Origin of the sequence: Agromyces sp. NPDC057865 (genome assembly GCF_042796995.1) — a bacterium.
Taxonomy (GTDB): domain Bacteria; phylum Actinomycetota; class Actinomycetes; order Actinomycetales; family Microbacteriaceae; genus Agromyces.
In genome coordinates this window covers 1,469,336-1,492,541 of sequence record NZ_JBHVMJ010000001.1, presented here as the reverse complement: position 1 = coordinate 1,492,541, position 23,206 = coordinate 1,469,336, and the positions used below count along the sequence as shown (strand labels likewise).

Genomic DNA, 23,206 nt, shown 5'->3' with positions numbered 1-23,206 from the left:
GCGCCGCCCGGCGTTCGCGAGCGGATGCCGCGGCATCCGTGCTGCCGCATGCGCTCGCATGCCCTGACCGGCGTACGACCGCCCGTCGACACACCGACGGGCGCGGAACCCGAATCGCGCGTCAGGCCTCGAAGCGGTACCCGAGGCCGCGCACGGTGACGAGCTGCACCGGCTCCGACGGCTGGCTCTCGATCTTCGACCGGATGCGCTTGATGTGCACGTCGAGCGTCTTGGTGTCGCCGAAGTAGTCGGAACCCCACACGCGGTCGATGAGCTGGCCGCGGGTGAGGACGCGGCCCGGGTTGCGCATGAGCAGCTCGAGCAGCTCGAATTCCTTCAGCGGCATGGCCGTGGGCTCGCCGTCGACCTCGACCGTGTGGCGGTCGACGTCCATGCGCACGCGGCCGCCCTCGAGGATCGCCTCGTCGAAGTCCTCGACCTCGAGCCGGCGGCGGAGCACCGCCCGGATGCGCGCCAGGAGCTCGCGGGTCGAGTACGGCTTCGTGACGTAGTCGTCGGCGCCGAGCTCGAGGCCCACGACGATGTCGATCTCGGAATCCTTCGCCGTGAGCATGATGATCGGCACGGTCGAGCGGGCGCGCAGCTCCCGGCACACCTCGGTGCCCGGCAGGCCGGGGAGCATGAGGTCGAGCAGCACGAGGTCGGCGCCGCGCTGGTCGAAGGCGGTGACGGCCGACGGGCCGTCGGCGGCGACCTCCACCTCGTAGCCCTCGCGCTCGAGCAGGAAGCTCAGCGGGTCGCTGAGGGCGATCTCGTCCTCGACGAGCAGGATGCGGGTCACGTACGGTCTCCTCGGTCAGGGGTGGCGATGCGCGTCGCCGACTCGGTCGCGCGGGACGTGCGTCGTGCGCCGCGCTTGGGCTTGCCGGCGGATGCCGGTGGGAGCTGGGATGCGGCATGCTCGCGCCGCGCGTCGTCCACCTCGGGCTCGGGCACCGTCTCGGCGACCGGGAGCCGGATCATGAACGTCGAGCCGCGCCCCGGCTTCGACCACGCGCGCACGTCGCCGCCGTGGTTCTGCACGGTGTGCTTCACGATGCTGAGGCCGAGGCCCGAGCCGCCGGTGTTGCGGGAGCGGGCCTGGTCGACGCGGTAGAAGCGCTCGAAGATGCGATCGAGCTCCTCGCCGTCGATGCCGATGCCCTGGTCGGTGATCGCGATCTCGACGGTGCCGTCGGACACCTTCGCGCCGACGCCGACACGTCCTCCCTCGTTGGAGTAGGCGACCGCGTTCGAGACGAGGTTGTGCACGGCCACGACCATGAGCGCTCGATCGCCGTAGACCTGCGCCTTGGTGGACGCCTTGACCACGATGTCGACGTGCTTCGCGGTCGCGATGACGCGGTTCTGGTCGACCGCGGCGGCGATGACCTCGTCGACGGGCACGAGCACGTCGGGTCGGAGCGCGTCGCGCGCCTGCAGCCGCGACAGCTCGATGACCTCGCTCGTGATGTGCGCGAGTCGAGCCGCCTCCACCGAGAGCCGCCCGGCGAACCGACGGACCTGCTCGGGCTCGTCGGCCGCCTGGTCGAGCGCCTCGGCGAGCAGGCTCACCGACGCGATGGGCGTCTTCAGCTCGTGGCTGATGTTCGCCACGAAGTCGCGGCGCACCTCGTCGAGGCGGTGCGCCTCGGTGCGGTCCTCGGCGAGCAGCAGGATGAACCGGGTGCCGAGCCGTGCGACGCGCACGTGCAGGCGCATGGTCGACTCGCCGTACGGCCCGCGCGCGACGTCGAGCTCCTCGGCCACGGTCTCGCCCGAACGGCGCACGAGGCCGACGAGCTCCACGAGCTCGGGATGCATGAGCTGCGCCTGGCGCACGAGACCCATCGCGAGCGCGCCGGGCGATGCCTTGAGCACGTTGTTCGACGGATCGAGCACGACGCCGGCGGACTCCAGCACCTCGAGCACCTGGTCGATCCCGTCGGGAACGGTCGGCGCGACCACCCGGGCGGCGCTCGAACCACGGCGCTCGGCCACGTGCAGCACGATCATGAAGGCGGCACCGAGGAAGATGCCGAAGGCCAGTGCGGTGAGCACCAACCACATGGAGTCCATGGCTTCACCATAACCAGTCCGAGGCCCTGCTCAGCCTGCTGTGACGCCGACCGCCCCGAGGTTCCGGCGGTAGGTTAACGAGTGTTCAGGGTCCGGGCACCTGTTGTTCACCTCCTCCGGGGAGGATGCCAGAGGCCGGATTCGACCGGTGCATCCGCGCGCGCTCCGGCGCGGGATCGAGCAGACAAGGATTCGTGACATGCGTGAGGTGTTCCAGCAGGAACTACGTGAGGTCCAGGACCGACTCGTGGAGATCGCCGAGCTCGTCGCGATCTCGATCGACAAGGCGACGCGGGCGTTCAACGAGTCCGACGTGAGCCTCGCCGAAGAGGTCATCGCCGAGGATCCGCGCATCGACCAGGCGACCGTCGCGCTCGACGAGCTCGCCATCACGATCCTCGCGCGGCAGCAGCCCGTCGCCCGCGACCTCCGGATCGTCGTGAGCGCGCTGCGCATCAGCGCCTCGCTCGAGCGCATGGGCGACCTGTCGACGCACATCTCGCAGCTCGCGCGCTACCGCTTCCCCGACAAGGTCGTGCCGAAGTCGCTGCGCTCGACCTTCGCCGAGATGGGGGCGCTCGACGTCGAGATCGCGAACAAGCTCACCTCGCTGCTCCGCAGCGAGGACGTGCAGCTCGCCGAGGAGATCCGCAACGAGGACGACAAGGTCGACGCGCTGCACCTCTCGGTGTTCGACAAGGTGCTCGGCGAGAAGTGGAAGGGCGAGGCCGTCGACACGGTCGACGCCACCCTCGCGAGCCGCTACCACGAGCGCTTCGCCGACCACGCCGTCGCGATCGCGAAGATGGTGCAGTACCTCGCGACCGGCGACTGGGACCAGTCGGCGGCCTGACGCCCCCGGTCGTCGAGTAGCGCGTCGCGAAGCGGCACGCGTATCGAGACGCGGCGACCGGCTTCGAGACCCGCAGACGCACGAAGGGCGGAGGATGCGACATCCTCCGCCCTTCGGCGTTCCCGGGTGGCCCCGGGCTACTTCTTGCCCTGCGCCGCGACGGCGGCGGCTCCGGCGGCGGCCGCCTCGGGGTCGAGGTATCGGCCGGGGCTGAGCGGCATGAAGTCGTCGCCCAGCTCGTAGACGAGCGGGATGCCGGTGGGGATGTTCAGCTCGGCGATGTCCTCGTCGGAGATGCCGTCGAGGTGCTTCACGAGCGCGCGCAGCGAATTGCCGTGGGCGGTGACGAGCACGACCTTGCCTGCGGCGAGGTCGGGGATGATGTCGGTCTCCCAGTACGGCAGCATGCGGGCGATGACGTCCTTCAGGCACTCCGTGCGAGGCAGCTCGTCGTCGGTCAGGTCGGCGTAGCGCGGGTCGCCGACCTGCGACCACTCCGCGTCGTCGGGCAGCGGGGGCGGCGGCACGTCGAACGAGCGGCGCCAGAGCTGGAACTGCTCGGGTCCGTACTTCTCGAGGGTCTCGGCCTTGTCGAGGCCCTGCAGCGCGCCGTAGTGGCGCTCGTTGAGCCGCCACGAGCGGCGCACGGGGATCCACGCCCGGTCGGCGACGTCGAGCGCGATGTTCGCGGTCTGGATCGCGCGCGTGAGCACCGAGGTGTGCTGCACGTCGGGGAGCACGCCCTGCTCGACGAGGAGCTCGCCGGCGCGGTTCGCCTCCTCCGTGCCGATGTCGCTGAGCCGCACGTCGACCCAACCGGTGAACAGGTTCTTCTGGTTCCATTCGCTGTTGCCGTGGCGCAGCAGCACGAGCGTGTGAGGCATGGGGAACAGCCTAGCCGGGGCGGCATCCGTGCCCATGCCGCGTTTCGCCCGGCGACGCACGACCCCGCGGCGTCGGCCGCCGCCGCGGTGCTGCGAGACTGGGGGCATGCCCGTCGGATCGATCACCCGCGGCACGACGAACACCAACCGGCTCCGCCGTGTGGACCGATGGATCGGCGAGCAGGCCGCGCTCCGTCATGCCGCAGATCCCTTCGTGGTCGACCTCGGCTACGGCGCGAGCGGCGTCACGACGTTCGAGCTCGCCGCGCGGCTCACGCGGACGCGACCCGACGTGGAGGTGCTCGCCCTCGAGATCGACCCGGCGCGCGTGCGCACGGCGCGCGAGCAGCTCGAGCGCATCCGCGAGGGCGACGGGCACTTCCCCACCGACCTGCCGGTCGCGTTCGGGCTCGGCGGGTTCGAGGTCCCGACGCCGGGCGGACGCAGGCCGGCCATCATCCGGGCGTTCAACGTGCTGCGCCAGTACGACCAGTCGGAGGTCCCCGAGGCGTGGCAGCGCATGGCAGCGCGGCTGGCGCCCGGCGGGTTGCTCGTCGAGGGCACGTGCGACGAGCTCGGCCGGGTCGCGAGCTGGGTCGGGGTCACGGCGTCGGGCCCGCGCACCTTCACCATGAGCCTGCGGCGGTCGGGCCTCGAGGCGCCCTCGATCGTCGCCGAGCGTCTCCCGAAGGCGCTCATCCACCGGAACGTCCCCGGCGAGCGCATCCACGAGCTCCTCACCGCGTTCGACCTCGCCTGGCGCGTCCACGCGCCGATGTCGGTCTACGGCCCGTCGCAGCGCTGGATCGCCGCGGTCGCCACGCTCCGGCACGAGGGCTGGCACATCATCGGCGGGCCGCGGCGCACGCGGCTGGGCGAACTCACCCTGCCCTGGGAGGCGGTCGCGCCGGACTGACGGATGCCGCGCCGCCGTGCTCGCGCGTCCGTGCTCCGCGCGCCCTGGCTCAGTCCGCCGGCAGCAGCGACCGCGCCGCGTCGAGCTCGAGCCCCGTCGCGGTGAGCAGGTCCACGAGGTACGGCCGCAGGGCGGTGATCGTGTTCCGGTCCCCCACGGGGCCGTCGGGCAGGATCGCGATCGGGTCCAGGTGCCGGGCGATCTCGGAGAACGCCTGTCGGGCGACCGGCTGCGCCGAGACGTCGCGGAGCGAGTCGGCGAGCAGCGCGAGCGCGGTCGCGATGCGCGCGTGCACGTCGGCGATCTCGGGCCGCGGGCGCCCGTCGCGCAGCACCCACTCGATGCGCCGCGCGATGATGCGGAGGTTGCGCGTGGCGAGGTCGAGGCCCGAGCACATCACGAGCAGTCGCTCGAGGTCGAACCGCGACCGGCGCACGAAGGGCGACACCCGGGCGATGGCGAGTCCCGAGTCGACCGACGCGGTCCACGACTCGACGAGGGGCTGGGTGGCGCGGGCGCGCGAGAGCGCCCGGCCCGCGGCATCCGTTCGCCCCGCTCGCAGCGCGTCGGCGAGCTCGCCCAGCACGGCCACGTGCTCGTCGATGAGCCGGCGGCCGTCGCGCACCGCCGTGCGCCGCGGGTCGCGCGGGATGACCGCGGTCGCCGCGAGCGCGAACGCGCCGCCGACCACCGCGTCCAGCGTGCGCACGAACGGACCGCCGGGCGGCGCGGGCACGAGCATGACGAGCGAGCACTGCACCGCGGCCGCGATGGCGAAGGCCGCGTTCGCCGAGACCAGCCGGGCCACGGCGAGGGTCAGCGCGAGCGCGGCGCCGTACTGCAGCAGGCCGGGGCCGGCGGCGATGAGGAGCACCTCGGCGAGCGCGATGCCGAGCGTCATCGCGACGACCGTCTCGAGCACGCGCACGGGTCGGGCGTCGCGCACGAAGCCGAGTGCCGTGATCGCGACGATCGCCGCGATGAGCGGCTCGTCGTGGCCGAGCACGTACACGGCGAAGGCGTACGCGGCCACGGCCGTGATCGTGACCTGCAGGATCGCGGGCACGGAGTCGCGGAGCCGCCGGGACCCGTCCGCGAGACGCGCGGAGAGCCCGGCGGCCGCGTTCACTTCCGGATGCCGAGCCGGGGCAGTCGTGGCACCTCGACCGCGGCGCCGGCATCGGCCGGCACGATCTCGACCTGCGCGGCGGCCACGTCGATGCCGTGGCTCTCCACGATGAGCGGCAGGCCGGCGGGCACGGTGCGCTTCACCACGGCGAGCGCGACCGGGCCGAGCTCGTGGTGCATCGCGCTCGACGTGATGCGGCCGACGGGCCGGCGCTCGGGCTCCTCGCCCTCGGCGGGTTCGGGGCGCACTTTCTCGCCGACCACGACGTCGCCGCGCGCGGGCAGCACCGTGTCGCTGCCGTCGAGGTGCAGCAGCACCAGCCGTCGCGGTGGCCGGCCGAGGTTCAGCACCTTGGCGACCGTCTCCTGGCCCTTGTAGCAGCCCTTGCCGAGGTCGACGGCGGTGCGCAGCCAGTCGAGCTCGTGCGGGATGGTCTTCTCGTCGACCTCGGACGCGAGCCGCGGGCGCCACGCCGCGATGCGCAGGGCCTCGGCGGCGAGGGATCCGGCCACCGGCACTCGACCGCCGCGCACGGCGTCGGCGGCGTTCGCGAGCTGGTCGCGCGGCACGATCCGCTCGATCCAGTGCCATTCGGATGCCGGGTGGCCGGCGTCGGGCGCGTACCGGTGCGCGGTGGCGGCGGGCTCGCTCCACGGGTCGGTCCAGTCGAGCGGCACGCCGTTCGGCGCGGACGCGGGCGCCGCGGCATCCAGTGCGGCGACGGACGCCGCGGCGACGACGCCGAATTCGGCCGAGCGGTCGGCGACCTCGACCCTGAGCATGAAGCGCATGCGGTCGAGGAATGCGGCCAGCGGCGCGGCATCCGCCCCCTCGACGACGAGCCAGGTGGTCTCGCCGTCGTCGACGACGTGCGCCACGTGCTCGATGTGACCCGCCGCGTCGAGGAAGAGGGCCTCGGCGGATGCGCCGGGCGCGAGGCGGTCGAGCGCCTGGCTGGCCATCGAGTGCAGCCAGCTCAGCCGGTCGGGCCCCGTGACGGTCAGGACGCCGCGGTCGGACAGGTCGACGATCGCCTCGCCGCGCTCGAGGCGCCGCTGCTCGACGATCGGGTTGCCGTAGTGTCCCGGCACGCCCTCGTCGATGCCCTCGGCGGGCACCGCGCCGTCGAGCGCCAGGAACGGCGAGCCCGTCATCAGTCGACCTTCGCGAGTCGCGCCGACGCGTGCGTCCGCAGGTCCTGGCCGAGCGCGGCGATGTCCCACGCCCACAGCAGGTGCCCCTCGACGAGCCCGTAGAGGCGGGTCGCCGCGGCGTAGTCCTTGGCGCCGGCCGTGCGCATCACGGCGTCGGTGGCGAGGTCGATGCGCGGGCCCTTCACTTGGCCCAGGTACAGCTCGGCGACGCCGCCCGGGTGCACGAGGGAGACCTCGAGGTCGAACCCGCCGTCGGCATTGCGCAGCGTCTCGACCGACTCGGCGTCGGGGTACTCGGGGTCGCCGACCGCGGGGAGCAGGCCCGGGCCGACGTCGCCCGTGCCCAGCTCGCGCTCGATGCGCCAGTACCCGGTCTCGGTCGCGAGCGGCTTCGGGTCGCCGCCGGGCTCGTCGGCGAAGAGCCAGGTGTACGACGTGTAGTTGAGGTGCGGCAGCCCGTCGTGGCTGAAGCTCACGCGCTGCCCGAACTCGTGGGTGACCGACTCGTCGCCGACCTTGTAGTCGATGACGCCCGACCCCTCCCAGACCCCGATGAGCCAGGAGAGCGGGACGAGCTCGGCCGGAAGGTCGACGGGAAGCTCGATCATGCGATCAGCGCTGCCCCTTGAAGAGCTTGTAGACGACGACGCCGCTGATCCAGGCGATCGCGAGGCTCGCGAGCCCGAGCAGGCCGATGAAGAGGAGTTCGAGGGCGAGCAGCTGCGACATGGTCCGAGTCTACCCGCTCACCCGAGGGCCGACGGCGCCACCGCGAGGGCGGCCACGGCGACGATCACGGCGGCGCCGGCCACGCTCGCGCTCGCCCGCGTGACGTATCCCCCGGGCCGTCGAGTGGCCAGCTGCACGATGAGCGCGCCGAGCACGGATGCCGCGAAGACGATGCCGAGCGCGCCGTACACGCCGAGCGACGCGGGGTCGTCGAACCAGTCCGACGAGCCCGAGTACGCCAGTGTCACGACGACGATCGCACCGACCGCCGCGATGATCCACACGAGCACGATCCCGGGCCATCCGCCCCGCGTCTCAGAACCCGCCTGCATCGTCTCCCCGTTCGCCTCGCGCAGCCGACCGCCGTCGTCACGTAGTATTGACCGCACCTTACTACTGGAGGGTGTGCGTGGCGCAGCTGCTGATCCTGTCGCCGGCGGCCAACGATGACGTTCTTCCGGCTCTGTCACTCCTGACTCACCGCGTGCGGATCATCCCCGCATCGCCTGAGCAGTTGGTCAGAGCGCCCGAATCCGATCTCGTCCTCCTCGACGCGCGCACCAACCTCGCCGGCGCCAAGGCGCTCTCGCAGATCCTGCGCACCACGGGCCTGTCCGTCCCGCTCGTCCTCATCGTCACCGAGGGCGGCCTCACGGCCGTCACGCCCGACTGGGGCGTCGACGATGTCGTGCTCGTCGACGCCGGCCCCGCCGAGGTCGACGCCCGCATCCGCCTCGCCCTCGGCCGGGCGCAGTCGAACCAGCCGTCCGAGCGCATCCAGACGTCGGGCGTCGTGATCGACGAGGCGAGCTACTCGGCCAAGGTGCACGGTCGCACGCTCGACCTGACGTACAAGGAGTTCGAGCTGCTGCGCTTCCTGGCGGCGCATCCGTCTCGCGTGTTCACCCGCGAGCAGCTGCTCAGCGAGGTGTGGGGGTACGACTACTTCGGCGGCACGCGCACGGTCGACGTGCACGTGCGGCGCCTGCGCGCCAAGCTCGGCGACCTCGACAGCCTCATCGGCACGGTGCGCAACGTCGGCTACCGCTTCAACGTGCACGAAGAGGACGACCAGGGCGCCACGCCCGTCAGCACCCGCTGACGGCGGCCGTCACGAGCCGTTCACACGGTCCTCACCCTCGGCGAGGTGCCCAGTGGCATGATGTTGGGATGACGGACGCCGCCCTCGACGAAGACCGCACCGCGAGCGACTTCGACGACGACTTCGAGCCCTTCGACATCGAAGGCGCGCCCGAGTTGCCCGCCGAGCGCTACCTCGACCGCGAGCTGAGCTGGCTCGCCTTCAACCAGCGCGTGCTCGAACTCGCCGAGGATCCGCGCATCCCCGTGCTCGAACGGGCCAACTTCCTCGCGATCTTCGCGTCGAACCTCGACGAGTTCTTCATGGTCCGTGTGGCGGGCCTGAAGCGCCGCATCAACACCGGCCTGGCCGTGCCGACCAACGTCGGGCGCGCGCCCATCGACGTGTTGAGCGACATCTCGAAGAAGGCGCACGAACTGCAGGAGCGGCACGCCGCGGCCTACCAGGAGCTCGTGAAGCCGGCGCTCGCGGAGTCCGGCATCCGCATCGTGACCTGGGCGGAGCTCGGGGAGCGCGAGCAGGAGCACCTGCACGGGTACTTCTCGCGACAGATCTTCCCTGTGCTCATGCCGCTCGCGGTCGACCCGGCGCATCCGTTCCCCTACATCTCGGGCCTCTCGCTCAACCTCTCCGTGCGCGTGCGCAACAGCCGCACCGGGCGTCAGGAGTTCGCGCGCGTGAAGGTGCCGCAGATGCTGCCGCGCTTCGTGCAGGTCGACCCCGACGAGTCCATCGAGGACGCCAGGTGGATCGCGCTCGAGGACCTCATCGCCAACCACCTCGAGGACCTCTTCCCCGGCATGGAGATCATCGAGCACCACGTCTTCCGCGTGACGCGCAACGAGGACGTCGAGGTCGAGGAGGACGAGACCGAGAACCTCATCAAGGCGCTCGAGAAGGAGCTGCTCCGCCGTCGGTTCGGGCCGCCCATCCGCCTCGAGATCACCGACGACATGGACGAGGTGACGCTCGGCCTGCTCGTGCGCGAGCTCGACATCTCCGACCAGGAGGTCTACCGACTGCCCGCGCCGCTCGACCTCGGCGGGCTCTTCGACCTCGCCCGGATCGACCGGCCCGACCTGCACTACCCGACCCACGTGCCGGCGACGAACCGCCAGCTGCAGCCCGCCGAGCCCAACCGGCCGGCCGACATCTTCGCCGCCGTCTCGCGCAAGGACGTGCTGCTGCACCACCCGTACGAGTCCTTCGCGACGAGCGTGCAGGCGTTCCTCGAGCAGGCCGCGGCCGACCCCGACGTGCTCGCCATCAAGCAGACGCTCTACCGCACCTCGGGCGACAGCCCGATCGTCGAGGCCCTCATCGACGCCGCCGAGTCCGGCAAGCAGGTGCTCGCGCTCGTCGAGATCAAGGCGCGCTTCGACGAGGCCGCGAACATCACCTGGGCGCGCAAGCTCGAGAAGGCGGGCGTGCACGTGGTCTACGGCCTCGTCGGGCTGAAGACGCATTGCAAGCTCGCGCTGGTGATCCGCCAGGAGAAGGGCGGGCTGCGGCACTACAGCCACATCGGCACGGGCAACTACAACCCCAAGACGAGCCGCATCTACGAGGACCTCGGGCTCCTCACCGCCGACGACCAGGTCGGCAAGGACCTCACGCGGCTGTTCAACGAGCTCTCTGGCTACGCGATCGAGAAGAAGTTCAAGCGGCTGCTCGTCGCGCCTCTGCACCTGCGCAAGGGGCTGCTCAAGCTCATCGCGGGCGAGGTCCACAACGCCGAGGCCGGGCGGCCGGCGCGCATCCGCATCAAGGTCAACTCGATGGTCGACGAGTCGATCATCGACGCGCTCTACCGCGCCTCGAACGCGGGCGTGCCCGTCGACATCTGGGTACGCGGCATCTGCAGCCTCCGACCCGGCATCGAGGGCCTCAGCGAGAACATCCGGGTGCGCTCGATCCTCGGGCGATACCTCGAGCATTCGCGCATCTTCTCGTTCCACAACGACGGCGACCCGCAGTTGTACATCGGCTCGGCCGACATGATGCACCGCAACCTCGACCGCCGCATCGAGGCGCTCGTGCGGCTCACCGACCCTGACCACCTGGCGGAGATCGATACGTTCTGGGACCTCGCCATGGACGACCGCACGAGCTCGTGGTGGCTCGACGGGACGGGCGACTGGATCCGGCACTCGGTCGACGAGGCGGGGCATCCGCTGGACGACTCGCAGACCCGATTCATGCAGCAGACGGGCCAGCGTACCCGTTCGGGGAAGCGACGGTGACGACCGCGATCTACGCCGCCGGCGCCGTCTGCTGGCGCGTCATCGACGGGCGGATCCACGTGCTGGTGGTGCACCGCACGGTCTATGGTGACGTGACGATCCCGAAGGGCAAGGTCGACCCGGGTGAATCGCTCCCCCGCACGGCCGTGCGCGAGATCGCCGAGGAGACGGGCCTCGAGGTCGCGCTCGGCGTGCCGCTCGGCATCTCGCGGTACCCGCTGCCGAGCGGCCGCGAGAAGATCGTGCACTACTGGGCCGCCGAGGTGAGCGACAAGGCGGTGCAGCGCTCGACGTTCAAGCCGAACGCCGAGATCGCCGCGCTCGAGTGGGTCACCATCAAGCGCGCCCGCACGTACCTCAGCTACGAGCCCGACGTCGAGATCCTCGAGAACTTCGCGAAGCTCGTCGACCAGGGCGTCACGTCGACGTTCGCGCTGCTCCTGGTGCGGCACGGCAAGGCCGTGGGTCGCAGCGGCTGGAAGGCCGAGGATGCCGCGCGGCCGCTCGTCGAGCGCGGCGTGCAGCAGGCGGCGGCGATGGTCGACACGCTGACGGCCTGGGCGCCGAAGCGCATCGTCTCCTCCCCTGCGGTGCGCTGCGTCACGACGGTCGCGCCGCTCGCCGCCGCGACGGGCATGACGATCAAGCGTGAAGAGGGCATCAGCCAGGACGCGTGGGAGTCGGGCCACGACGAGGTCAGGCGGGTCGTCGGGAAGCGCGTGCGCGCCGGCAAGACGACGGTGCTCTGCGGACACGGCCCGGTGCTGCCCGAGATGATCCGCGAGATCGCGCTCGCGACGGGCACGCCGCTCGGTTCGTACGTGACGGATGCCGCGGGCCTCGAGCCGGGCGCGTTCAGCGTCGTGCACCTCTCCGCCACGAACTCGGGCTCGGGCCTCATCGCGATCGAGACGCACGCGCCGCGCGCGTAGTCCGCGGGTTGAGGAGGCGCGCAGCGCCGTCTCGAAACCCGCCCGCGCGAGGTCCGCGGGTTGAGGAGGCGCGCAGCGCCGTCTCGAAACCCGCCTGCGCGGGCTCAGTTCCCGCCCGATGCCCGTCCGCTCAACCCCGGCAGGTCGTCGAATCGCCCCGCGATCAGCGCCTCCCGTTTCCGCCGGCTCCAGCCCTGCACCTGCTTCTCCCGGGCGTATGCGTGCTCGATCCGGTCGTACTCCTCGGCGTACGCCAACTCGACCGGCAGTCGCGAGCTCGTGTACGAGGGAACCGTACCGGCGGCGTGTTGTTCGAGTCGAACCTCGAGGTCCCAGGTGCTTCCGACGTAGTAGGAACCGTCGTTGCATCGGAGGACGTACATGTGGGGCATCCGGTCATCGTCGCCGAGTCCGGACGAGACAAGGTGGCGACCGAGCGGGCGATGGCCGGCGTCGACACGCCGTCGCGGATCGGGAGGACGAGTCCCGGGGGCGGGTTTCGAGACGGCGCTGCGCGCCTCCTCAACCCGCGGGGTGGGCCCCGCATCTTTCCACGGACCGCGGCAGGCGGGTTTCGAGACGGCGCTCGCGCCTCCTCAACCCACGGGGGTGGACAGTGCTGAATCGGGCTCTCATCGGGGGCGCCCGGAGCCGACAAGTCTCGTTCACCTCCCGTTTACCGTCGTGGCGGAAGCTCGTAAGGCGCGAGTCCTAGCGTCGCAGGCGGGTCGGCACCCGGCCCGAACCCTGCAATCGAAACCCCGGAAGGGAATCACGTGAACCTCAAGCGTTTCGGCGTGCCCGCCGTCATCGCCGTCACCGCGGCGATCGCGCTCAGCTCCTGCGCCTCGAACGAGGCCGGCGCCTCCGCCCCCTCGGAGTCGGCCTCGTCGCTCTCGGGCAACCTCGTCGGCGCCGGCGCGTCCTCGCAGGATGCCGCCCAGCAGGCCTGGATCGCCGCCTTCCAGACGGCGAACCCCGATGTCACGATCGACTACGACCCCTCGGGCTCGGGCGCGGGCCGCGAGACCTTCCTCGAGGGCGCGAGCGACTTCGCCGGTTCCGACCGCGCGTTCAAGGACGAGGAGATCGCCGCGGGCGGCTTCGCCAAGTGCGCGCCCGACACCGACATCGTCGAGCTCCCCGTCTACATCTCCCCGATCGCCGTGATCTTCAACGTCGAGGGCGTCGACTCGCTCGACCTCGACGCCGCGACTGTCGCGGGCATCTTCGCCGGCACGATCACCAAGTGGAACGACCCGGCCATCGCGTCGCAGAACCCCGACGCGACGCTCCCCGACCAGGCGATCACCCCGGTGCACCGCTCGGACGACTCGGGCACGACCGAGAACTTCACCGACTACCTGGCCGCCACGGCGCCTGAGGTGTGGACCTTCGAGCCCGACGGCGTGTGGCCGCTCGAGAGCGGCGAGGGCGCGCAGGGCACCTCCGGCGTGGTCGACGCCGTGACCAACGGCACCGGCACCATCGGCTACGCCGACGCGTCGCGCGCCGGTGACCTCGGCACCGTCTCGATCAAGGTCGGCGACGAGTACGTGTCCTACTCGCCCGAGGCCGCTGCGGCCATCGTCGATGCCTCTCCGCTCGCCGAGGGCCGCTCGGAGGGCGACCTCGCGATCGAGGTCGACCACGCGACCGAGGAGGCGGGCGTCTACCCGATCATCCTCGTGAGCTACCTCATCGGCTGCCAGCAGTACGCCGACTCGGAGAACGTCGAGCTCGTGAAGTCGTACTTCTCCTACGTCGCCAGCGCCGAGGGCCAGGATGCCGCGGCCGAGGCCGCCGGCTCCGCCCCGATCTCGGACTCGCTTCGCGACCAGGTCAACGCTGCGATCGACTCGATCCAGTAGTACGGAACGTGCCCGACCCCCGAGGATCGATCGGTATCCGACGGGGTCGGGCACGACCATGTCCCTGAACCACCACAGAATCCCGAGGGTAAGCGCCAGATGAGCACCACACCCACCGTCATCAAGGCGAAGCAGCGTCCCGGCGATCGGGCATTCTCCGGCTCGGCGGTCTTCGCCGGCTCCATGATCCTCGTCACCCTCGCCGCCGTCGCGCTCTTCCTGATCATCCAGAGCATCCCGGCGCTCGTCGCGAGCCACGAGGACGCGTCGATCCTCGACACCAACTTCTGGGAGTACGTCGGCCCGCTCGTCTTCGGCACCGTCTGGGCCGCGGCGCTCGCCCTGCTCTTCGCCGTGCCGATCTCGATCGGCATCGCGCTCTTCATCTCGCACTACGCACCTCGACGGCTCGCCTCGGTGCTCGGCTACATCGTCGACCTGCTCGCCGCAGTGCCCTCGGTCGTCTTCGGCCTCTGGGGCATCGGCGTGCTCGCCCCGGCCGTGCAGCCCATCTACTCCTGGATGGTCGACAACCTCGGCTGGTTCCCGCTCTTCGCCGGCCCGGTCTCGGGCACCGGCCGCACCATCCTCACCGCGGGCCTCGTGCTGGCCGTCATGGTCCTGCCGATCATGACCGCCATCTGCCGCGAGGTGTTCCTGCAGACCCCGGTCCTCCACGAGGAGGCCGCCCTCGCGCTCGGCGCAACGCGCTGGGAGATGATCCGCACGGCGGTGCTGCCGTTCGGCCGCTCGGGTATCATCTCCGCCTCCGTCCTCGGCCTCGGCCGGGCACTCGGCGAGACGATGGCCGTCGCGATGGTGCTCTCGGCGACCGGCGTCGTCACGTTCCAGCTGCTCACCTCGGTGAACCCGACCACGATCGCCGCGAACATCGCGCTGAGCTTCCCCGAGGCGTACGGCATGAACGTCAACGTGCTCATCGCGACCGGCCTCATCCTGTTCATCGTCACCTTCATCGTCAACGCGATCGCCCGCTGGATCGTCAGCCGGCGCAAGGAATTCTCGGGAGCCAACTGATGACCATGACGATGAAGCCCGAGCCGGCCACCGGCACCCCCATCGCGAACTCGCTCACCGCGGGTCGCCTGCCGACGCCCGTCCCGTGGATCATCCTCGGCGCCGCGATCGCCGTGTCGTTCGCCGTGTTCGGCGTCATGGCGCTCGCGGCCGGCACCGGCCTGAACTGGGGCGGCGCGCTCCTGGTCGGCGCGATCCTCTACATCCCGTCGATCTGGCTGTTCTCGATGCTCGTCGAGGGCCGCCGCCGCGCCATGGACCGCCTCGTCACCGCCCTCGTGACGGGCGCGTTCGTGATCGCGATGATCCCGCTCGTCTCGCTCACCATCACGGTCGTCACGTTCGGCCTCAACCGCTTCGACCTCGACTTCTTCTCGATGTCGATGCGCAACGTCACGGGCGAGGGCGGCGGCGCGCTGCACGCGATCGTCGGCACGCTGCTCATGACTGGCACCGCCGCGCTCATCTCGATCCCGATCGGGCTCATGACCTCGATCTACCTCGTCGAGTACGGCCGCGGCAAGCTCGCGCAGGGCATCACCTTCCTCGTCGACGTCATGACCGGCATCCCCTCGATCGTCGCCGGCCTCTTCGCCTACGCGCTGTTCGCGATCTTCTGGGGCCCCGGCACGCGCACCGGCATCGCCGGCGCCGTCGCCCTGTCGGTGCTCATGATCCCGGTCGTCGTGCGCTCGAGCGAGGAGATGCTGCGGCTCGTGCCGAACGAGCTGCGCGAGGCCGCATACGCGCTCGGCGTGCCGAAGTGGCTCACGATCGTGAAGGTCCTGCTGCCCACCTCGATCGCCGGCATCACCACCGGCATCATGATCTCCATCGCACGCGTCATCGGCGAGACCGCACCGCTGCTCATCGCGGCGGGCTTCACCGCCAGCATGAACTACAACCTCTTCGACGGTCGAATGTCGTCGCTCCCGGTGTTCGTCTACACGCAGTACGCCAACCAGGGCAATCCGCCCGAGGCGTACCTCGACCGCGCGTGGGCCGCCGCCCTCACCCTCATCCTCATCGTCATGTTGCTCAACCTCGTCGCGCGGGTCGTCGCCAAGGCCTTCGCCCCCAAGTTCGGCCGCTGAACCCGCCAGTTAGGAAACCCGTGTCCAAGCGCATCGAAGTCCGCGATCTCAACGTCTACTACGGCAAGTTCCTCGCCGTCGAGGGCGTGAACCTCGAGATCGAGCCCCGCAGCGTCACCGCCTTCATCGGCCCGTCGGGCTGCGGCAAGTCGACGTTCCTCCGCACGCTCAACCGCATGCACGAGGTCATCCCCGGCGCGCGCGTCGAGGGCGAGGTGCTCATCGACGGCAACAACCTCTACGACGCCGCCGTCGACCCGGTGCTCGTGCGCCGGCAGGTGGGCATGGTGTTCCAGCGCCCGAACCCGTTCCCCACGATGTCGATCCGCGACAACGTGCTCGCGGGCGTGAAGCTCAACAACCGCCGCATCTCGAAGTCCGACGCCGACGACCTCGTCGAGCAGTCGCTGCAGGGCGCGAACCTCTGGAACGAGGTCAAGGACCGCCTCGACCGCCCAGGCTCGGGCCTCTCGGGCGGCCAGCAGCAGCGTCTCTGCATCGCCCGCGCCATCGCGGTGTCGCCCGAAGTCATCCTGATGGACGAGCCGTGCTCGGCCCTCGACCCCATCTCGACGCTCGCGATCGAGGACCTCATCGAGGAGCTCAAGCTCGACTACACGATCGTGATCGTGACCCACAACATGCAGCAGGCGAGCCGCGTCTCCGACAAGACGGCGTTCTTCAACATCGCGGGCACCGGCAAGCCGGGCAACCTCATCGAGTACGACGACACGACGACGATCTTCTCGAACCCGTCGGTCAAGGCCACCGAGGACTACGTCTCGGGCCGCTTCGGTTGATCCTTCGACGGGCTCACGAACCTTCGACGGGCTCAGGATCCTTCGACGGGCTCGGGAACCATCCTTCGACGGGCTCAGGAACCGTCGGATGCCGCGTGCGCGGCGTTCGTGACCTGAGGGCGGTCGTGCTGCGGCACGGCCGCCCTTCGGCGTCGATGCCGGTGCGTCAGTCCCGGGGGCTGAGCAGGTAGTCGTTGAGGCCGCGCGTCTCCTCCGCGTCGTACGGCATCGGCTCGCCGTCGAGCTCGGTGATGCCGGCCGCGAGCCGGACGCTCGACACGAGCCACGCGGCATCCGCCGACCGGAGCTCGTCGACGGGGATGTCGCGGTACTCGGTGCGACGCCCGGTCGCCTCGAGGTGCTCGAAGAGGCTGAGCTGGGTGGTGCCGTGCAGGATCGCGCCCGACGGGGCGGGCGTCGACCATGCGTCGCCGTGGCGCAGGATGACGCTCGACGTCGGCCCCTCCATGACGTAGCCGTCGCTCGTGAGGAAGATCGTGTCGTCGGCGCCGCGTCGGTGTGCCTCGCGCAGCGCGGCCATGTTGACCGCGTAGCTCAGGGTCTTCGCGCCGAGCAGCAGCCAGGGCGCCCGCTCGGCCGTGCCGCGGTCGTAGCCGCGGTCGAGGGTGACCACGCGGATGCCGCGCTCCCGCGGCGCGCTGAAGTCCGCCGCTGGTGAGACGTGCAGCCATGCCGTGGGCGCCGGGCCGTGCTCGACGCCGCGGCTCAGCACGAGCTTGAGGGCGAACTCCCCGGTCGTAGGCAGTGCGGCGACCGCGCGGGCGACCGCCGCCTCCCACTGCGCCAGGTTCGGCTCGGGGAGTTCGCAGATGCGTGCCGAGTTGCGCAGGCGCTCGAGGTGCGGTCGCACCTCCTGCGCGTGCCCGTCGACGACGCCGATGGTCTCGAAGATGCCGTCGCCGCGCTGCGTCGACAGCTCGCCGACGCGCAGGGCGGGAGCGGACGCGTCGACCTCCCGGAACGTGCCGTCGACCGCGGTGGCGTCGGCGGCGGCAGCGAGGGGCTCGATGAGCAGGGTGACCGTGTCGGGCATCCTCCGATGCTACGCGGCCCGACAGGTCTGCGAATGCGCACGGATGCCGCGGGAGCCCGCCCCCGGACATGGAGATACCGGGCCGCAGAACGCCTCTCGGCGCGAGGCCGCTCGGAGCGGCGAATATTGGAGCCCGGGGTTACTGCGGCCCGGCACAAAAAGTCTAAACGACGGTCGGTGGTGGTTCATTCCCGACTCCACGGATCCGATCGCGCAAGCTGGTGCGAGCGGGTGCGCGCCGTCGCGGCGGCTCGCGGCCGGGGCCGGCGCCGCGCTCCCCGTCAGTCGAGCGCGTCGCGCCGCCAGAGCCGCGCGCACGAAGTGAACTCGTCGGCGAGCTGGGTGAGGCGCAGGGCGCGCTGGGTGAGCTCGGTGGGTCGATCGGGATGCGCCGCATCCGCGGCATCCGCGTCGTCGGCTAGGCTCGCGAACCCCGCGGCCACGACCCGGCAGAAGGCCGCCGCGCGCTCGAGCGCGACGGCGAAGTCGCCCGTGAACACGCCGTGCAGGATGCGGTCGGCGAGCTCCTGCACCTCGGTGGGGCCGGCGGGGATGGCGGCGCCGGCGACGACCTGGTCGATCGTGTGCGACACCTCGGTGCCTCGCTGGAACGCGTGGCTGACGCCGAGCGGGTCCTGGCGGATGAGCGTGCGCAGGAGGTAGACGCGCCAGAGTGCGCCGGGGAGGCTCTTGGCGGACGACTGCGACCACAGCTCCGCGATCGCGTCGATGCCGTGCTCGTCGGTGTAGGTGATGAGCCGCTGGACGATGACGGGGTCGGGGTTCTCTCGCACGCGGGAGAGGATCGCCGTTGCGGTGTCGTGCGCGACGCGACTCAGCATCGCCGGATCGTCGCCGCCCACGAAGCCCTCGAACATGCCGGGCGGGATGCGGGTGGGTCGGTGGTAGTCGGAAGCCATCGCGGCCACGATACTCCTCGCCGCCGCACGCTGGCCCGGCGGGTGGGGCGGGTGTGGTGACTCACGTGGCCTCACCGGCCCGTCGCATGAGCGCGGTGCGCCACGTGTCGCCCATGCGCTCGTAGGTGACCTTCGCGTGGCAGTTGCGGCACCGGACGTCGCACTTCGCGATCTCGTCCATGACGCGGGCCCACGAGTACGCGGCCTTCGCGAGCTTCATCACCTCGGCGGACTTCTCCGTCCCCTCGCGATGGTCGAAGTCGAGCACTCGAAGGTCGGCCTCGCCGCAGTCCACGCAGGGATGCTCGAGGAGGAACGCGCCGATGCGCTCGAGATTCGTGGCCCGCGTGCGCGCCACCTGCGCGGCCACCGCGCGGCGGTGCTTCTCGAGGTTCTCGGTGTAGTACCGGCGCGAGCGCGCGGCGTTGCACTCGCGGCAGACCGCCTGGCGCCGGTCGGGCGAGGCCGAGCGGAGGTTGAAGGCGTCGAACGGCAGCGATCGCCGACAGGTCGAGCACACCTTCATGCGGTCACGCTATCGACGGCCGACGACATCGAACTCGGCCGTCCCGAGGGCGAGTATCGAGCGGCCGACGACCTCCGCTGCGGTGCCTGTTAGGGTGGTCAACGCCCCTATAGCTCAGTTGGTTAGAGCAACGGACTTCAACAGAACAATGGAGCGCCGGCGCCGAAATGCGTCGGATGAACGCCGCTATATGCTGGAACACCCTGAGAGCCGGCCGTACTCGTTCGCCTTCCGCGAGCAGTGACAATCGGACCGGATTGGGCAATCAGCAGGTAACCGCAAGGGAACCTCAGAGACTATACGCGGCGCACCTGACCGACTCGGTCGAAGGTGGTGAGATAGTCCAGACTGCAAGCCGTCGAACGGTGGCTGGGGAAACCCAGTGCAGCAGGTTAATCCGTGGGTCCAGGGTTCGAGTCCCTGTGGGGGCACCGTCGATATCGGTGCGAGCGAAGAGGCTGCGAGGTACCGCGAAACGCGCCGGATGCATCTCGCGGGCACCGTGTCAAGCCCTATCGCCCCCCGTTCGCGGGGGCGTTGAATGTTCGCACGGGTCCGAGCGGCCCGAAGAGGCGGGCCGGACCGGCCGACGCTGCGCAATCGACCACGCGCATCCCAGGACGTGTCGACCGGTGCCGGTCCGCCATCATTTCCATTCGATGGGGAGTGTGCGAGATGCTCTCGCAACCGCAGACGGCGACTCGTTCCCACGTCGAGCTCACGCCGCTCAGCGACAAGACATGGCGCGTGTGCGACGACCGCTTCGACGCGGGCGACCGACGCCGGATCGTGGGGTACCTCCAGGACCTCGACGGCGAGTTCGAGATGCTGTGGATGCGACCGCATCCGGGCGTCGTGTACCGGCACTCCACGATGGAGGCCGCAGTCGCCGCGATCACGGTGCGCCTCGACCGCACCTCGTTCGTCGACTGACGCGATCGGGCTGAGCGACGGCGGCCGATCGTCGGCCCGCCTGCCCCGGGATCACGCGGATCCCCGGCCGTTCCCGTGGGCACCGCCAGACGGGGGTTCGAGTGTCGAGTCGGGTGCGACCCAGGCTCAGAGCTCGAACGTCCCCGCCACGGCGGCTCCTCCCCAGGTTCCCCTTCCCCCACGGCATCGTGCGGGTGACACAAACGCTAATCCCGAGCGCGTTCCCGCGCCAGCATCGTGCCCCGTTTTGGGGTACTTCCGCGGTGTCGGGCGGATGCCGCGGCATCCGGTCAGCCCACGAGCCGCCGGAAACCCGACATCAACGCGACCCGCTCGGCCGAGTCGCGCGCGAGGGGCGCCACGGCCAGCGTCGTGACGCCCGCCTCGCGGAAGGCGGCGACGCGCTCGGCCACGTACGACGCCGGGCCGATGAGGGAGATCGCCCGCACCAGCTCGTCGGGCATCGCCGCGATGGCCTCGTCGCGCCGCCCGTCGAGGTAGAGGTCCTGCACGAGCGCGGCCTCGGCCTCGAAGCCGTAGCTCGCGATGAGGTCGTTGTAGAAGTTCTTGCCGCGAGCGCCCATGCCGCCGACGTAGAGCGCGAGCTGGGGCTTGACGAGCGGGAGCACGGCCTCGGGTCGGTCGGTGATCGCGAGCGCCGGGCTCGCGAAGATGTCGAGCGGCGCGAGGTCGGCCTGCCGCTTCGCCGCGCCCGCCGCCAGTGCGTCGCCCCAGACGGCCGCGGCGCGCTCGGGGTGGAAGAACATCGGCAGCCAGCCGTCGGCGATCTCGGCGGTCTGCTCGACGGACTTCGGTCCGAGCGCAGCGACCGTGATCGGGATGCGCTCGCGCACCGGGTGGTTGATGAGCTTCAGCGGCTTGCCGAGCCCGGTCCCCTGGCCCGCGGGCAGCGGGATGCGATAGTGGCGCCCCTCGTGCACGACCGGCTCCCGTCGCCAGACCTGGCGGCAGACGTCGACGAGCTCGCGGATGCGGCCGACGGGCGCGTCGTACGGCACGCCGTGGAAGCCCTCGACGACCTGCGGTCCGGATGCCCCGACGCCGAGCTCGAAGCGGCCGTCGGACACGTAGTCCAGGCCGGCCGCGGTCATCGCCGTGAGCGTCGGCGTGCGCGTGTACAGCTGCAGGATGCCGGACATGAGCGTCATGCGACTCGTGCGGGCCGCGAGGAACCCGAGCTGGCTGACCGCGTCGAACGAGTACGCCTCGGGCACCGCGACGAGGTCGACGCCGGATGCCTCGAGCTCGGCCACCTCGTCGGCGACCTCCCGGAAGCCGCCCGCGTAGTTCAGGAACATGCCGACGCGCATCCGTCACTCCCTCGTCGTGTGCTGCGCCCGGCGCCGATGCCGTCGGGCACCTCGAACCATAACGGACGGTCGTGCGCCGACCCCGTCGATTGTGGACTCCCGACTACGTCTCGATGGCGACGATCGGTTCGGTCGTGGGTTGCGGCGAACCGCCGGCGGGCTCGACCGTGATGCCGACGACCACCCCCGGGCTGAACGTCCCGTCGAGGACGCGCCACGTCTCGGGGCCGCGGACGTCGAACGTGCCGGCCGGGGCGGCCCCGGCCTCGTCGATGTACCAGAGCTCGTAGGTCTGGTCGGCGCCGAGTTCGGGGAGTCCCTCGAGGACGACGGCCGAGCGTCCCTGCTCGGCGGAGGAGACGAGGGTGACCTCCCCGCCGCCAGGCACCTCGTGGACCTGCGACTGCGCGTCGGGCGCGGCGGCGAGTCGGGCCATCTCTCGCTGGGCGCCCCAGCCGTTCGGGCCGGGCCAGCCGATGCCGAGGACGACCCCGGCGATGAGCACCACGGCGGCGGCGGCCGCCGCGATGATGGCGCCCGGACGCTGGAACCAGCGTCGGCGCGCGGTCTCCTCCGCCGGGCCGACGGGAGCGGGCCGAGGCGCACCCGGCGGCGGAGGGGTGTCCGTTTCATCGGCGCGCGGGGTCGGCGGCAGCTCCTCGGACGTCGTGGATACCTCCGCCGCCGACGCCGGCGCAGGGGCATCCGCCGTCACCTGGGGCACCGAGTCGAGGCCGGCCATGAGGCGTTGGCGAACCGACGACGGCGGGGCGACGGGCTCGACCTGCTCGGCGAGGTGCCGGGTCGACCCGGTCCACGTGTCCACCTCCTCGCGGAGCTCGGGGGAATCGGCGAGGGCGCGCTCGAACGCGGCGCGCTCGTCGGCGTCGAGCGCGTCGAGGGCGTAGGCGGCGGCCAGCCCGCGGAACGCCTCGATCGACGCGGGTCGGTCGGCGCCCGTCTCGGATGCGCGGCGTTCGCGGTCCAGCTCATCCTCGCGATCGCTCATGTGGTCACCCCCAATGCGTTCCTGAGGCGGATCATCCCGTCACGAAGTCGTGTCTTCACGGTACCGAGCGGCACGTCGAGCCGCTCGGCGATCTCGCTCTGCGTGAGGCCGCCATAGTAGGCGAGCGCGACGCACTCGCGCTGGAGGTCGCTGAGCTCGCCGAGCGCGCCCACGACCCGCTCGTGCTCGATGCTCGTCTCGGCGGCCTCGGCGACGGTGTCGACCGGGACGTCGACGTCGCGCGCACCGATGCGCAGGTCGCGGTCGTGCGCGGCCTGGGCCGAGCGGATGCGGTCGACCGCGCGGCGATGCGCGATCGTGAACATCCAGGCGATCGCGCTGCCCCTCGCCGCGTCGAATCGCGGCGCGTGCTGCCAGATCTCGAGGTACACCTCCTGGGTCACCTCCTCGGCCTGCGCGGCGTCGACGACGAGGCGCCGCACGAGCCCGAAGACGCGCGGCGACGTCTCGTCGTAGAGCTCGCCGAACGCCGTCCGGTCGCCCCGACCGATTGCGACGAGCAACTCGTCGACGGTCGGCTGCGACGCCGACGTCCGGTCGCCGTCACTTGCCACGTGTCCCAGCATGACAGAACGTGCGGGGGCCGCA

At 71.0% G+C, this 23,206-nt stretch carries 24 protein-coding genes; 10 read left to right on the top strand and 14 right to left on the bottom strand.

Annotation, left to right across the window (positions count from 1 at the left end):
* Nucleotides 1-121 precede the first annotated feature (121 nt).
* Together ACFVN5_RS07070 and ACFVN5_RS07065 are read right to left on the bottom strand one after the other, a co-directional pair.
* The gene (locus ACFVN5_RS07070) at nucleotides 122-802 is read right to left on the bottom strand and encodes a winged helix-turn-helix domain-containing protein (RefSeq protein WP_376954157.1); all 681 of its coding nucleotides are present in this window, start codon (nucleotides 800-802) and stop codon (nucleotides 122-124) included.
* Nucleotides 799-2,079, bottom strand: a complete 1,281-nt coding sequence (locus ACFVN5_RS07065; protein ID WP_376954156.1) for a sensor histidine kinase — start codon at nucleotides 2,077-2,079, stop codon at nucleotides 799-801. Before ACFVN5_RS07065 ends, ACFVN5_RS07070 begins: the two co-directional genes overlap by 4 nt.
* Nucleotides 2,080-2,278: 199 nt before the next feature.
* Between ACFVN5_RS07065 and phoU the strand changes: the two genes are divergently transcribed.
* Nucleotides 2,279-2,932, top strand: a complete 654-nt coding sequence (phoU, locus tag ACFVN5_RS07060) for a phosphate signaling complex protein PhoU (protein WP_148733944.1) — start codon at nucleotides 2,279-2,281, stop codon at nucleotides 2,930-2,932.
* Nucleotides 2,933-3,069: 137 nt separating this feature from the next.
* On the opposite strand, the gene ACFVN5_RS07055 is transcribed toward phoU, so the two are convergent.
* A complete protein-coding gene (locus ACFVN5_RS07055) occupies nucleotides 3,070-3,816 on the bottom strand; it encodes a phosphoglyceromutase (protein WP_376954154.1) in 747 nt (248 codons plus the stop codon).
* Nucleotides 3,817-3,922: 106 nt separating this feature from the next.
* Here ACFVN5_RS07055 and ACFVN5_RS07050 point away from each other — a divergent pair, with 106 nt between their 5' ends.
* On the top strand, nucleotides 3,923-4,732 hold the full coding sequence (locus ACFVN5_RS07050) for a class I SAM-dependent methyltransferase (RefSeq protein WP_376954152.1): 810 nt from the start codon (nucleotides 3,923-3,925) through the stop codon (nucleotides 4,730-4,732).
* Nucleotides 4,733-4,781: 49 nt separating this feature from the next.
* On the opposite strand, the gene ACFVN5_RS07045 is transcribed toward ACFVN5_RS07050, so the two are convergent.
* The 4 genes from ACFVN5_RS07045 to ACFVN5_RS07030 all read right to left on the bottom strand — a co-directional run bounded on the left by ACFVN5_RS07045 (nucleotide 4,782) and on the right by ACFVN5_RS07030 (nucleotide 8,076).
* Entirely contained in the window at nucleotides 4,782-5,861 is a 1,080-nt protein-coding gene (locus ACFVN5_RS07045; protein WP_376954150.1) for an FUSC family protein, read from the bottom strand.
* Nucleotides 5,858-7,015 (bottom strand): YgfZ/GcvT domain-containing protein, encoded by a 1,158-nt coding sequence (locus tag ACFVN5_RS07040; RefSeq protein ID WP_376954148.1) that lies wholly within the window; start codon nucleotides 7,013-7,015, stop codon nucleotides 5,858-5,860. The genes ACFVN5_RS07045 and ACFVN5_RS07040 overlap by 4 nt, the downstream gene beginning before the upstream one ends.
* Nucleotides 7,015-7,623, bottom strand: a complete 609-nt coding sequence (locus ACFVN5_RS07035; protein ID WP_376954147.1) for an FABP family protein — start codon at nucleotides 7,621-7,623, stop codon at nucleotides 7,015-7,017. The genes ACFVN5_RS07040 and ACFVN5_RS07035 overlap by 1 nt, the downstream gene beginning before the upstream one ends.
* Before the next feature lie 138 nt (nucleotides 7,624-7,761).
* Nucleotides 7,762-8,076: a hypothetical protein gene (locus ACFVN5_RS07030; protein ID WP_376954145.1), complete on the bottom strand. Its 315-nt coding sequence runs from the start codon at nucleotides 8,074-8,076 to the stop codon at nucleotides 7,762-7,764.
* 77 nt (nucleotides 8,077-8,153) lie between these two features.
* Here ACFVN5_RS07030 and ACFVN5_RS07025 point away from each other — a divergent pair, with 77 nt between their 5' ends.
* The 3 genes from ACFVN5_RS07025 (at nucleotide 8,154) to ACFVN5_RS07015 (ending at nucleotide 12,021) form a co-directional block, all read left to right on the top strand.
* Nucleotides 8,154-8,846 (top strand): DNA-binding response regulator, encoded by a 693-nt coding sequence (locus tag ACFVN5_RS07025; RefSeq protein ID WP_376954143.1) that lies wholly within the window; start codon nucleotides 8,154-8,156, stop codon nucleotides 8,844-8,846.
* Nucleotides 8,847-8,914: 68 nt separating this feature from the next.
* Complete coding sequence (locus ACFVN5_RS07020) at nucleotides 8,915-11,089, top strand: RNA degradosome polyphosphate kinase (RefSeq protein ID WP_376954142.1); 2,175 nt, start codon at nucleotides 8,915-8,917, stop codon at nucleotides 11,087-11,089.
* A complete protein-coding gene (locus tag ACFVN5_RS07015) occupies nucleotides 11,086-12,021 on the top strand; it encodes an NUDIX domain-containing protein (RefSeq protein ID WP_376954141.1) in 936 nt (311 codons plus the stop codon). Before ACFVN5_RS07020 ends, ACFVN5_RS07015 begins: the two co-directional genes overlap by 4 nt.
* Nucleotides 12,022-12,125: 104 nt before the next feature.
* Here ACFVN5_RS07015 and ACFVN5_RS07010 read toward each other — a convergent pair whose 3' ends face one another.
* The gene (locus ACFVN5_RS07010) at nucleotides 12,126-12,404 is read right to left on the bottom strand and encodes a GIY-YIG nuclease family protein (RefSeq protein ID WP_376954140.1); all 279 of its coding nucleotides are present in this window, start codon (nucleotides 12,402-12,404) and stop codon (nucleotides 12,126-12,128) included.
* 393 nt (nucleotides 12,405-12,797) lie between these two features.
* Here ACFVN5_RS07010 and pstS point away from each other — a divergent pair, with 393 nt between their 5' ends.
* The 4 genes from pstS (at nucleotide 12,798) to pstB (ending at nucleotide 16,824) form a co-directional block, all read left to right on the top strand.
* Nucleotides 12,798-13,892 (top strand): phosphate ABC transporter substrate-binding protein PstS, encoded by a 1,095-nt coding sequence (gene pstS / locus ACFVN5_RS07005; protein ID WP_376954139.1) that lies wholly within the window; start codon nucleotides 12,798-12,800, stop codon nucleotides 13,890-13,892.
* Nucleotides 13,893-13,991: 99 nt separating this feature from the next.
* A complete protein-coding gene (pstC, locus tag ACFVN5_RS07000) occupies nucleotides 13,992-14,930 on the top strand; it encodes a phosphate ABC transporter permease subunit PstC (protein ID WP_376954138.1) in 939 nt (312 codons plus the stop codon).
* Complete coding sequence (pstA, locus tag ACFVN5_RS06995) at nucleotides 14,930-16,024, top strand: phosphate ABC transporter permease PstA (protein ID WP_376954137.1); 1,095 nt, start codon at nucleotides 14,930-14,932, stop codon at nucleotides 16,022-16,024. The genes pstC and pstA overlap by 1 nt, the downstream gene beginning before the upstream one ends.
* A 20-nt stretch (nucleotides 16,025-16,044) precedes the next feature.
* Nucleotides 16,045-16,824 carry a phosphate ABC transporter ATP-binding protein PstB gene (gene pstB, locus ACFVN5_RS06990; RefSeq protein ID WP_376954136.1) on the top strand — a complete coding sequence of 260 codons (780 nt, stop codon included), beginning with the start codon at nucleotides 16,045-16,047 and terminating at the stop codon, nucleotides 16,822-16,824.
* Nucleotides 16,825-16,990: 166 nt separating this feature from the next.
* Here pstB and ACFVN5_RS06985 read toward each other — a convergent pair whose 3' ends face one another.
* From ACFVN5_RS06985 to ACFVN5_RS06975, 3 genes are all read right to left on the bottom strand, one after another.
* Nucleotides 16,991-17,878, bottom strand: a complete 888-nt coding sequence (locus ACFVN5_RS06985; protein WP_376954135.1) for an aminodeoxychorismate lyase — start codon at nucleotides 17,876-17,878, stop codon at nucleotides 16,991-16,993.
* A 281-nt stretch (nucleotides 17,879-18,159) separates the two neighbouring features.
* Complete coding sequence (locus ACFVN5_RS06980; RefSeq protein ID WP_376954134.1) at nucleotides 18,160-18,798, bottom strand: DNA-directed RNA polymerase subunit beta; 639 nt, start codon at nucleotides 18,796-18,798, stop codon at nucleotides 18,160-18,162.
* 61 nt (nucleotides 18,799-18,859) lie between these two features.
* Nucleotides 18,860-19,324, bottom strand: coding sequence for a hypothetical protein (locus tag ACFVN5_RS06975; RefSeq protein WP_376954133.1), 465 nt, complete (start codon nucleotides 19,322-19,324; stop codon nucleotides 18,860-18,862).
* A gap of 675 nt (nucleotides 19,325-19,999) precedes the next feature.
* Here ACFVN5_RS06975 and ACFVN5_RS06970 point away from each other — a divergent pair.
* Nucleotides 20,000-20,257, top strand: coding sequence for a hypothetical protein (locus ACFVN5_RS06970; RefSeq protein ID WP_376954131.1), 258 nt, complete (start codon nucleotides 20,000-20,002; stop codon nucleotides 20,255-20,257).
* A gap of 290 nt (nucleotides 20,258-20,547) precedes the next feature.
* Here ACFVN5_RS06970 and ACFVN5_RS06965 read toward each other — a convergent pair whose 3' ends face one another.
* The 3 genes from ACFVN5_RS06965 to sigK all read right to left on the bottom strand — a co-directional run bounded on the left by ACFVN5_RS06965 (nucleotide 20,548) and on the right by sigK (nucleotide 23,184).
* Nucleotides 20,548-21,588: an LLM class F420-dependent oxidoreductase gene (locus ACFVN5_RS06965; protein WP_376954130.1), complete on the bottom strand. Its 1,041-nt coding sequence runs from the start codon at nucleotides 21,586-21,588 to the stop codon at nucleotides 20,548-20,550.
* A 103-nt stretch (nucleotides 21,589-21,691) separates the two neighbouring features.
* Nucleotides 21,692-22,597, bottom strand: a complete 906-nt coding sequence (locus ACFVN5_RS06960; RefSeq protein ID WP_376954129.1) for an anti-sigma factor domain-containing protein — start codon at nucleotides 22,595-22,597, stop codon at nucleotides 21,692-21,694.
* Complete coding sequence (gene sigK / locus ACFVN5_RS06955; protein WP_376954128.1) at nucleotides 22,594-23,184, bottom strand: ECF RNA polymerase sigma factor SigK; 591 nt, start codon at nucleotides 23,182-23,184, stop codon at nucleotides 22,594-22,596. The genes ACFVN5_RS06960 and sigK overlap by 4 nt, the downstream gene beginning before the upstream one ends.
* Between the last annotated feature and the right edge of the window lie 22 nt (nucleotides 23,185-23,206).

Bases quoted from the DNA above. Each gene is read 5' to 3' on its own strand.
- ACFVN5_RS07065 (WP_376954156.1), bottom strand. From the start codon at position 2,079: ATGGACTCCATGTGGTTGGTGCTCACCGCACTGGCCTTCGGCATCTTC.
- phoU (WP_148733944.1), top strand. From the start codon at position 2,279: ATGCGTGAGGTGTTCCAGCAGGAACTACGTGAGGTCCAGGACCGACTC.
- ACFVN5_RS07055 (WP_376954154.1), bottom strand. From the start codon at position 3,816: ATGCCTCACACGCTCGTGCTGCTGCGCCACGGCAACAGCGAATGGAAC.
- ACFVN5_RS07050 (WP_376954152.1), top strand. From the start codon at position 3,923: ATGCCCGTCGGATCGATCACCCGCGGCACGACGAACACCAACCGGCTC.
- ACFVN5_RS07040 (WP_376954148.1), bottom strand. From the start codon at position 7,015: ATGACGGGCTCGCCGTTCCTGGCGCTCGACGGCGCGGTGCCCGCCGAG.
- ACFVN5_RS07035 (WP_376954147.1), bottom strand. From the start codon at position 7,623: ATGATCGAGCTTCCCGTCGACCTTCCGGCCGAGCTCGTCCCGCTCTCC.
- ACFVN5_RS07030 (WP_376954145.1), bottom strand. From the start codon at position 8,076: ATGCAGGCGGGTTCTGAGACGCGGGGCGGATGGCCCGGGATCGTGCTC.
- ACFVN5_RS07020 (WP_376954142.1), top strand. From the start codon at position 8,915: ATGACGGACGCCGCCCTCGACGAAGACCGCACCGCGAGCGACTTCGAC.
- ACFVN5_RS07010 (WP_376954140.1), bottom strand. From the start codon at position 12,404: ATGTACGTCCTCCGATGCAACGACGGTTCCTACTACGTCGGAAGCACC.
- pstC (WP_376954138.1), top strand. From the start codon at position 13,992: ATGAGCACCACACCCACCGTCATCAAGGCGAAGCAGCGTCCCGGCGAT.
- pstA (WP_376954137.1), top strand. From the start codon at position 14,930: ATGACCATGACGATGAAGCCCGAGCCGGCCACCGGCACCCCCATCGCG.
- ACFVN5_RS06985 (WP_376954135.1), bottom strand. From the start codon at position 17,878: ATGCCCGACACGGTCACCCTGCTCATCGAGCCCCTCGCTGCCGCCGCC.
- ACFVN5_RS06980 (WP_376954134.1), bottom strand. From the start codon at position 18,798: ATGGCTTCCGACTACCACCGACCCACCCGCATCCCGCCCGGCATGTTC.
- ACFVN5_RS06975 (WP_376954133.1), bottom strand. From the start codon at position 19,324: ATGAAGGTGTGCTCGACCTGTCGGCGATCGCTGCCGTTCGACGCCTTC.
- ACFVN5_RS06970 (WP_376954131.1), top strand. From the start codon at position 20,000: ATGCTCTCGCAACCGCAGACGGCGACTCGTTCCCACGTCGAGCTCACG.
- ACFVN5_RS06965 (WP_376954130.1), bottom strand. From the start codon at position 21,588: ATGCGCGTCGGCATGTTCCTGAACTACGCGGGCGGCTTCCGGGAGGTC.
- ACFVN5_RS06960 (WP_376954129.1), bottom strand. From the start codon at position 22,597: ATGAGCGATCGCGAGGATGAGCTGGACCGCGAACGCCGCGCATCCGAG.
- sigK (WP_376954128.1), bottom strand. From the start codon at position 23,184: ATGCTGGGACACGTGGCAAGTGACGGCGACCGGACGTCGGCGTCGCAG.